Source organism: uncultured Caballeronia sp., from assembly GCF_964243625.1.
Classification (GTDB): domain Bacteria; phylum Pseudomonadota; class Gammaproteobacteria; order Burkholderiales; family Burkholderiaceae; genus Caballeronia.
The window spans coordinates 1-7786 of record NZ_CAXTGZ010000278.1; the positions used below are offsets into that span (position 1 = coordinate 1).

Sequence of the window (7786 nt, forward strand, 5' to 3'; positions counted from 1 at the left end):
GCGCTGATGGCCCACAGCAGTATCGATAAGCACGCAACAGCCAATCTCCGCATGGAACGGCTCATTTGCATGATTCCCCCGTATGGCATTTTTTGTCTGCTGAATTAGTGAATCTGGCAGCTTGAAGTGTAGCGGCGCGACGTTCCGTTGCCGAGCGAACATGGAAGGAGGGTTTGGCGGATTGTGGGGAGTGGGAAAAACAAAACCCCGCATGCCTTGCGGCAAGCGGGGTTCAGTTCATCCGGCAAGAAAGCCGGAAGCGATATTGGTGGAGGCGGCGGGAATCGAACCCGCGTCCAGTAGCGCTCTACGACCAGTTCTACATACTTAGTTCTATCATTTGATTTAACCTGGCGACGCGGACGAACACGCTTCGCTTCGGCGATTCACTAAATTTTCGACCTTGGCGTCGCGACGCCGACAAGGCTTATCTGACGTATATGACCTCTCTCGGTATTGCTACCGGTCTTGCGACTCTAGTCCGTCAGTAAACTAGGGAGAGGCAGGCGGCCCTTAGGCTGCCAGTGCGAACGTTTCGTCGTTTGCAGTTACGTTTTTCCCATTGATTTACGAGGTGACGGGTCCTCGGTATGCCCTAGCCGCTTCGCAACCCCTGTCGAAACCAGGTCGCCCCCGAAGCATTGCGTATTATCTCACAGATCCAGCCGCCATCAGCGTCAGCGCAAGGACCTGAAGGACACCGCAACTTATTGCACATCCCGCAGCAATTGCTGCAATTCGATAGTCGTTTCTACCACGTGATCAGCATGCCAGCGCGTGGGCGGCAAGTCCGTGCCGCAATAGCCATAGGCTGCCGCCACGGTGACCATGCCGGCCGCGAAACCCGCTTGAACGTCGCGCAGATCGTCGCCCACATACACAACCTGCTCGGGCTTCTCTTCCATCAACTCGGCGGCGTGAAGCAAGGGCGCCGGATGCGGCTTCGAGTGCGAGGTTGTGTCGCCACAAACCAGGCACGCCGCCCGTTCGGCAAGTCCGAGCAATGCCACGAGCGGTTCAGCCAGCCGCGTGACCTTGTTCGTCACGATGCCCCAGCGAACGCCGCGGGCATCGAGCTGATCGAGCAGTTCATCGATACCAGGAAACAGCGTCGTCTCAATACACAGATCCGCTTCGTAGTTCGCGAGGAACTCCTCGCGCATCGAGGCGTAATCCGGATGTTCAGGGCTGATCTCGAACGCGCCGCCCAGCAAACCCCGCGCGCCCGCCGATGCCAGCGGCCGCAACGTCTCCAGCGGACGCATCTCGAGCCCACGGTCGTGACGCATCTTGTTGACGGCTGCGACGAGGTCGGGCGCGGTATCGGCGATCGTGCCGTCGAGGTCGAACAAGACCGCCTGACACAGCTTCAGCCGGTCCTTGTCCAATTCCTGCTGCGAAGAGGGCGTCGGGTCGTCGCTCATGAAAGTCCGTACGGGTTCAATGACGCTCGGTGGCGTCGGGTCCGCATCTGTGGAGTTCGAGTTGTCGTTCGGTCGGTCGTTCATGTTCGTTTTCGTCATGCCACGCGACGGCAAGCCATCAGGTAGTTGATGCTAGTGTCGTCGGAGATGCCAAAGCGCTTGGCGAGCGGGCGATAAGTAATCCCCTTGATCTCGACGATATCTAATTGCGCCGAACGCACAAGTTGCGCAAGTTCTGACGGCTTGATGAAACGCGCATAGTCGTGCGTGCCGCGCGGGAGCATCCGGGCAATGTACTCCGCGCCGATCACCGCGAACAGGTACGCCTTGGCATTGCGATTGAGCGTGGAGAAGAACACCCAGCCACCCGGCTTCACCAGTGTGGCGCAAGCCTGGACAATCCCGGCGGGGTCGGGTACGTGTTCGAGCATTTCCATGCACGTGACGACGTCATAGGTGCCCGGTTCACGCGCAGCAAGCGCTTCTGCCGCAATTTCCTCGTACTCGACTTCCACACCGCTTTCCAGGCTGTGCAAGTCGGCCACGCTCAGCGCATTCGACGACAAATCCACGCCTTTCACCTTCGCGCCGCGCACCGCCATGGACTCGGACAGTATCCCGCCACCGCAGCCGACATCCAGCGCGCGTTTGCCCGGCAAGTGAGCCAGGCCGTCGATCCAGTCGAGCCGCACGGGGTTCAGTTCATGCAGCGGTTTGAATTCGGCATTCGGGTCCCACCAGCGATGAGCCAGCTCGCTGAATTTCTGAAGCTCGTGGGGATCGGCATTGATCATGTGCGGATAGCCTTGAAACGAAAGTCGTGAACAGTCAGGCACCAAGTATATAGGCGGTGACGGAACCGGGGAAAACGGGGCGGAGAAAGAAGGGGGCAGCTTGTGGGCGCCGGGCGCGCATAAAAAAAGCCCCGCCGAAGCGGGGCTTTGATCCTGCGGCAATCAGTCGCTAAATTACTGCGGCTGACGCGAGGTTCCAACAACTTCGACTTCCACGCGACGATCCGGTGCGAGGCAGGCGATGAGTTGCTTGTGGTTCTTCTGGTTGCAACCGGTGGTAACCGGGTTGCGCTTGCCCTTGCCTTCCGTATAGATACGGTTGGCTTCGATGCCCTTGCTGACCAGGTATGCCTTGACAGCTTGTGCACGACGCAGCGACAGACGATCGTTGTACTTGTCCGAACCGATGCGGTCCGTGTAACCCGTAGCGACCACGACTTCCAGGTTCAGGTCGCCAATCTTCGATGCGAGATCGTCAAGCTTTGCCTTACCAGCCGGCTTCAGGATTGCCTTGTCGAAGTCGAACAGAGCGTCAGCTTGGTACGTAACCTTCTGGCTTTGGATGACCGGAGCAACCGGAGCGACCGGTGCCGGCGGCGTCGGTGCTTGCGCTACCAGCGCGCCATCGCACTTTGCGTTTGCCGTAGCCGGGGTCCAGAACGCATCGCGCCAGCAAAGCTCGTTCGTACCGTTCATCCACACATATTCGCCCGTGCCGTTCACCCAGTTGTCATTGACTGCCTGACGTGAAGCCGGGACCGATTGCGCCATAGCCGATGCAGCCATAACTGCGGTAGCTGCAATGAACGCGAGCTTTGAAAGTTTATTCATATTTCTCCTCTCGAAATTGAGATTACCGCAGGTTTACTGCGAGCCTTGTTGACAAAGACAAGTCATACATTGCTCGAAGTATAACATTACCGCGGAACAAAACGCTGTGTGTAGACTTCGAGCAGTGTCTAACTTTGTGCGTTGGCATTTTGCCATATCGTTCCCTTGCAACGATAAAAATATCCCCGGGGCCCCAATGCCTGCAACCTTATGTGGTGCATGCGCAACAAGACGGGGCATGGAAAAAGCAGGGTTTGATATGCGCGTCTTATGCGCATGATACGTGCCCACCCGGAACTTTTTGGCAAAACATCAATACATTTTTTTTGCTGATTTTTTGTGCACTTTTCAGCGACTGCAAAAATCTCGGTCGTGAATCATAGCGGGTTAGTCTGACGTTTTCACTTCCTCATGCAAAGCAAATTGTAAGCTTCGGCTACAGCGCTTCTCGATTCTCCGGAAAAGTTCCCTCGGGTCTGTCCTGCCCGGCTGCTTACCGCGCATGCACTGTATGTATATACGCGCCGCTGCCGGGCACGGATGCCGCGCATGTTAGAATCGCGTGATGCGTTGCGTTCGCAATGCCGATGCCAAACGCCGGTGAATTCAGGAGAAACGTCGCAAAACGCACGTTTATTCCGCGCCGGCGCCGCACAGTTCAAGACACGGATAAATGGATCAATTCGCCAAAGAGACCCTGCCAATCTCCCTTGAGGAGGAAATGCGCCGCTCATATCTCGATTACGCGATGAGCGTGATCGTGGGGCGAGCGCTCCCCGATGTCCGCGACGGCCTGAAGCCTGTCCACCGTCGCGCACTCTATTCCATGCACGAACTGAACAACGACTGGAATCGCGCCTACAAGAAGTCGGCGCGTATTGTCGGCGATGTGATCGGTAAATATCACCCGCACGGCGACCAGTCGGTGTACGACACCATCGTGCGGATGGCGCAACCGTTCTCCCTTCGCTACATGCTGGTGGACGGACAGGGCAACTTCGGTTCGGTCGACGGCGACAATGCCGCGGCCATGCGATACACCGAAATCCGCATGGCGAAGATCGGCCACGAACTGCTGGCGGATATCGACAAGGAAACAGTCGACTTCGGTCCGAACTACGACGGCAGCGAAAGCGAGCCGCTGGTTCTGCCGGCGCGTATTCCGAATCTGCTGATCAATGGCTCGGCCGGCATCGCGGTTGGCATGGCGACGAACATTCCGCCGCACAACCTGCGCGAAATCGTCGACGCCTGCATGCATCTGCTGAACAACCCGGATTCCACCATCGACGAACTGATGGAAATCGTTCCGGCACCGGATTTTCCGACGTACGGCGTGATCTACGGCGTCTCGGGCGTGCGCGATGGGTATCGGACAGGACGCGGGCGCGTCGTGATGCGCGCGACCACCCACTTCGAAGAGATCGATCGCGGCCAGCGCATGGCGATCATCGTCGACGAAATCCCGTATCAGGTGAACAAGCGGACGCTGCTCGAGCGCATCGCCGAGCTGGTGAACGAGAAGAAGATCGAAGGCATCTCGGACATCCGCGACGAATCCGACAAGAGCGGCATGCGCGTGGTAGTCGAGCTGAAGCGCGGCGAAGTGCCCGAAGTGGTGCTGAACAACCTGTACAAGCTGACGCAGCTCCAGGACACGTTCGGCATGAACATGGTCGCGCTGGTCGACGGCCAGCCGCGTCTGCTCAACCTGAAGCAGATGCTGGAGTGTTTCCTGTCGCATCGGCGGGAAGTGCTGACGCGGCGCACTGTATACGAACTGCGCAAGGCGCGGGATCGTGGTCACGTGCTGGAAGGCCTGGCGGTGGCGCTGGCGAATATCGACGAATTCATCCGCATCATCAAGGCTGCTCCCACTCCGCCGATCGCGAAGCAGGACTTGATGAACAACGCCTGGGATTCGGAAATCGTTCGCGAAATGCTGTCGCGCGCGGAAACCGAAGAATCGGGCGGGCGACAGGCGTACCGGCCGGAAGGTCTGAATCCGGCTTACGGCATGCAGGCAGATGGCTTGTACAAGCTTTCCGACGTTCAGGCGCAGGAAATTCTGCAAATGCGCCTGCAACGCCTGACCGGGCTCGAGCAGGACAAGATTGTCGGCGAGTACAAGGATGTCATGGCGCAGATCGCCGATTTGCTCGATATCCTCGCGCGTCCGGAGCGGATTCGCGCAATCATCGTGGACGAACTGGCGACCGTTCGCGCCGAGTTTGGCGACGACCGCCGTTCGCGCATCGAACTGAACGCCACGGAACTGAACACCGAAGACCTGATCACGCCGCAGGAAATGGTCGTGACCATGTCGCACACCGGTTATGTGAAGTCGCAGCCGTTGTCGGAATACCGCGCGCAAAAGCGCGGTGGCCGCGGCAAGCAAGCCACGCAGATGAAAGAAGACGACTGGATCGACACGCTGTTCATTGCGAACACGCACGATCACATGCTGTGCTTCTCGAATCGCGGACGCGTCTACTGGATCAAGGTCTACGAAGTTCCGCAAGGTTCGCGGAACTCGCGCGGCCGTCCGATCGTCAATATGTTCCCGTTGCAGGACGGCGAGAAGATCAACGTCGTGCTGCCGATCAAGGAATTCTCGGCTGAAAAGTACGTCTTCATGGCTACGTCTTTGGGCACGGTCAAGAAGACGCCGCTGGAAGCGTTCAGCCGGCCGCTGCGCAAGGGCATTATCGCGGTCGGACTGGACGAGGGCGATTTCCTGATCGGCGCTGCGATCACCGACGGTGAGCACGACGTCATGCTGTTCTCGGATTCGGGCAAGGCAGTTCGCTTTGACGAAAACGACGTCCGCGCCATGGGCCGTGAAGCCCGGGGCGTGCGCGGCATGCAGCTGGAAGACGGGCAGCAGGTCATCGCGCTGCTCGTGGCGGGCGGCGAGAACCAGTCGGTGCTGACCGCGACCGAAAACGGTTTCGGCAAGCGTACGCCGATTGGCGAGTACACCCGTCATGGCCGTGGCACGAAGGGCATGATCGCGATCCAGACATCGGAACGTAATGGCAAGGTCGTCGCTGCGACGCTCGTGGAGCCGGAAAGCGAGATCATGCTGATCACGAATACGGGCGTGCTGATTCGCACACGCGTGTCGGAGATCCGTGAGATGGGCCGTGCAACCCAAGGTGTTACACTCATCAGTCTTGACGACGGCACGAAGTTATCCGGCCTGCAGCACATCGCCGAGGCGGAAGTGGCGGTCGAACTCGACGCGGATCTGGAAGGTGACGCGGCTGACACACTCGACACACCATCGGCTAGCGACGCTGGCGACAGTCCCGACGACACGTCCGAGGGCGGCGAGGACACAACGTCCTGAACGCCGCCTGATCGGCGAGCACTCGTTCTGTTTCTGAAAGCTTGAATCTATAAGCTGCGCGAACCTGAGCATGTCCCAAGTACATGCCGGCTCGCGCAGCAGTAGAAACGAAAATTTTTTAAGGGAGTAATGATGCAAAAACAGTTTAAACAATGGATCTTGCTGGCTGCTTTGGTACCGGCTTTCGCATCGGCTCAATCGCTCCAGAGCCAATCGGCAGCGCCGGCACCGGCTGCGGCCACAGCGGCTCCGGATCCGGCGAAGCAAGCTGCGATCAAGAACCTGCTGGACGCAATCGACGCGCAAAAGCTCGTCGGCGCCATTGGTAACAGCGCACAAATGCAGTCGAAGCAACTGGTTCCGGCCATCCTGTCCGACGCTTTGAGCGAAAACAAGACGCTGAACGACAAGCAGAAACAAGCTGCCGTTCCTCAGCTCCAGAAGGACACGGTACCGAAGCTGGTTGATTCGGCTGGCCAAGTGTTTGCAACGGATTCGTTCCGTCAGGACGCCATGCAAGCTCAGTACGACGCTTACGCGAAGTACTACACCACGGCTGAAATCAACGACCTGACGACGTTCTACAAGAGCCCGACAGGACGCAAGTTCATCCAGGTTCAGGACCAGGTTGGTCGTGACGTGGTGAATGGCCTGATGCAAAAGTACATGCCGCAAGCCATCAAGGCGACGCGTACGCAAGCAGACAAGGAAGTGGCATCGGTCAAGCCGGCTAAGTAAGTTCAAGCCGGTCGCCGGAACCCGCGGCCGCGAGCGAGTTGTCCACGCGGCGGTTGTTTGGCGGGTTTTCGGGACGGTGCGATAATGGCTGTTTGCGTTCAGACGCAAACAGCCATTTCTTTTTCAGGCGCGGTTTCAGGTTTTACTGGCTTAAATCGCGTCCGGCTTTTCGGGGTCTTTATTCATGCGCGTATTCAATTTCTCCGCTGGTCCTGCTGCAATGCCCGAAGAAGTTCTTCGTCAAGCCGCCGACGAAATGCTCGACTGGAACGGCAGCGGCATGAGCGTGATGGAAATGAGTCATCGCGGCGCTGAATTCATGTCGATTCACGAAGCGGCGCTGACCGATCTCCGCGATCTGCTGAGGGTGCCCGCGTCGCACCGGATTCTGTTTTTGCAAGGCGGCGGGATTGGCGAGAACGCAATCGTGCCGCTGAACCTGCTTGGATCGCGCAAGACCGCGGACTTTGTGGTGACCGGCTCGTGGTCGCAGAAATCGTTCAAGGAAGCACAGAAATACGGCACGCCGCATATCGCGGCGAATGGCAAGACGGATCAGGGGTTCACGCACGTCCCGAAGATCGCCGAATGGCATCTGTCCGACGACCCCGCGTATGTCCATCTTTGCACGAACGAAACCATCGACG

6 protein-coding genes and 1 other RNA gene are annotated in these 7786 nt (G+C 58.3%); 3 read left to right on the forward strand and 4 right to left on the reverse strand.

Annotation, left to right across the window (positions count from 1 at the left end; genetic code table 11):
• Window positions 1–266 precede the first annotated feature (266 nt).
• From ssrA to ompA, 4 genes are all read right to left on the reverse strand, one after another.
• Window positions 267–635: a transfer-messenger RNA gene (gene ssrA, locus ACFFAR_RS18725) on the reverse strand.
• Between the two features lie 72 nt (window positions 636–707).
• Window positions 708–1424, reverse strand: coding sequence for a phosphoglycolate phosphatase (gph, locus tag ACFFAR_RS18730; RefSeq protein ID WP_062000940.1), 717 nt, complete (start codon window positions 1422–1424; stop codon window positions 708–710).
• Between the two features lie 95 nt (window positions 1425–1519).
• Window positions 1520–2218 (reverse strand): bifunctional 2-polyprenyl-6-hydroxyphenol methylase/3-demethylubiquinol 3-O-methyltransferase UbiG, encoded by a 699-nt coding sequence (ubiG, locus tag ACFFAR_RS18735; protein WP_062167343.1) that lies wholly within the window; start codon window positions 2216–2218, stop codon window positions 1520–1522.
• 174 nt (window positions 2219–2392) lie between these two features.
• A complete protein-coding gene (ompA, locus tag ACFFAR_RS18740; RefSeq protein ID WP_056355836.1) occupies window positions 2393–3049 on the reverse strand; it encodes an outer membrane protein OmpA in 657 nt (218 codons plus the stop codon).
• Between the two features lie 673 nt (window positions 3050–3722).
• On the opposite strand from ompA, the gene gyrA reads away from it, so the two are divergent.
• From gyrA to ACFFAR_RS18755, 3 genes are all read left to right on the forward strand, one after another.
• Complete coding sequence (gyrA, locus tag ACFFAR_RS18745) at window positions 3723–6401, forward strand: DNA gyrase subunit A (protein WP_174364650.1); 2679 nt, start codon at window positions 3723–3725, stop codon at window positions 6399–6401.
• A gap of 132 nt (window positions 6402–6533) precedes the next feature.
• The gene (locus ACFFAR_RS18750) at window positions 6534–7139 is read left to right on the forward strand and encodes a DUF2059 domain-containing protein (protein WP_062000939.1); all 606 of its coding nucleotides are present in this window, start codon (window positions 6534–6536) and stop codon (window positions 7137–7139) included.
• Between the two features lie 184 nt (window positions 7140–7323).
• Window positions 7324–7786: aminotransferase class V-fold PLP-dependent enzyme (locus tag ACFFAR_RS18755; RefSeq protein WP_174364649.1), on the forward strand; the 463-nt coding region annotated here is incomplete at its 3' end.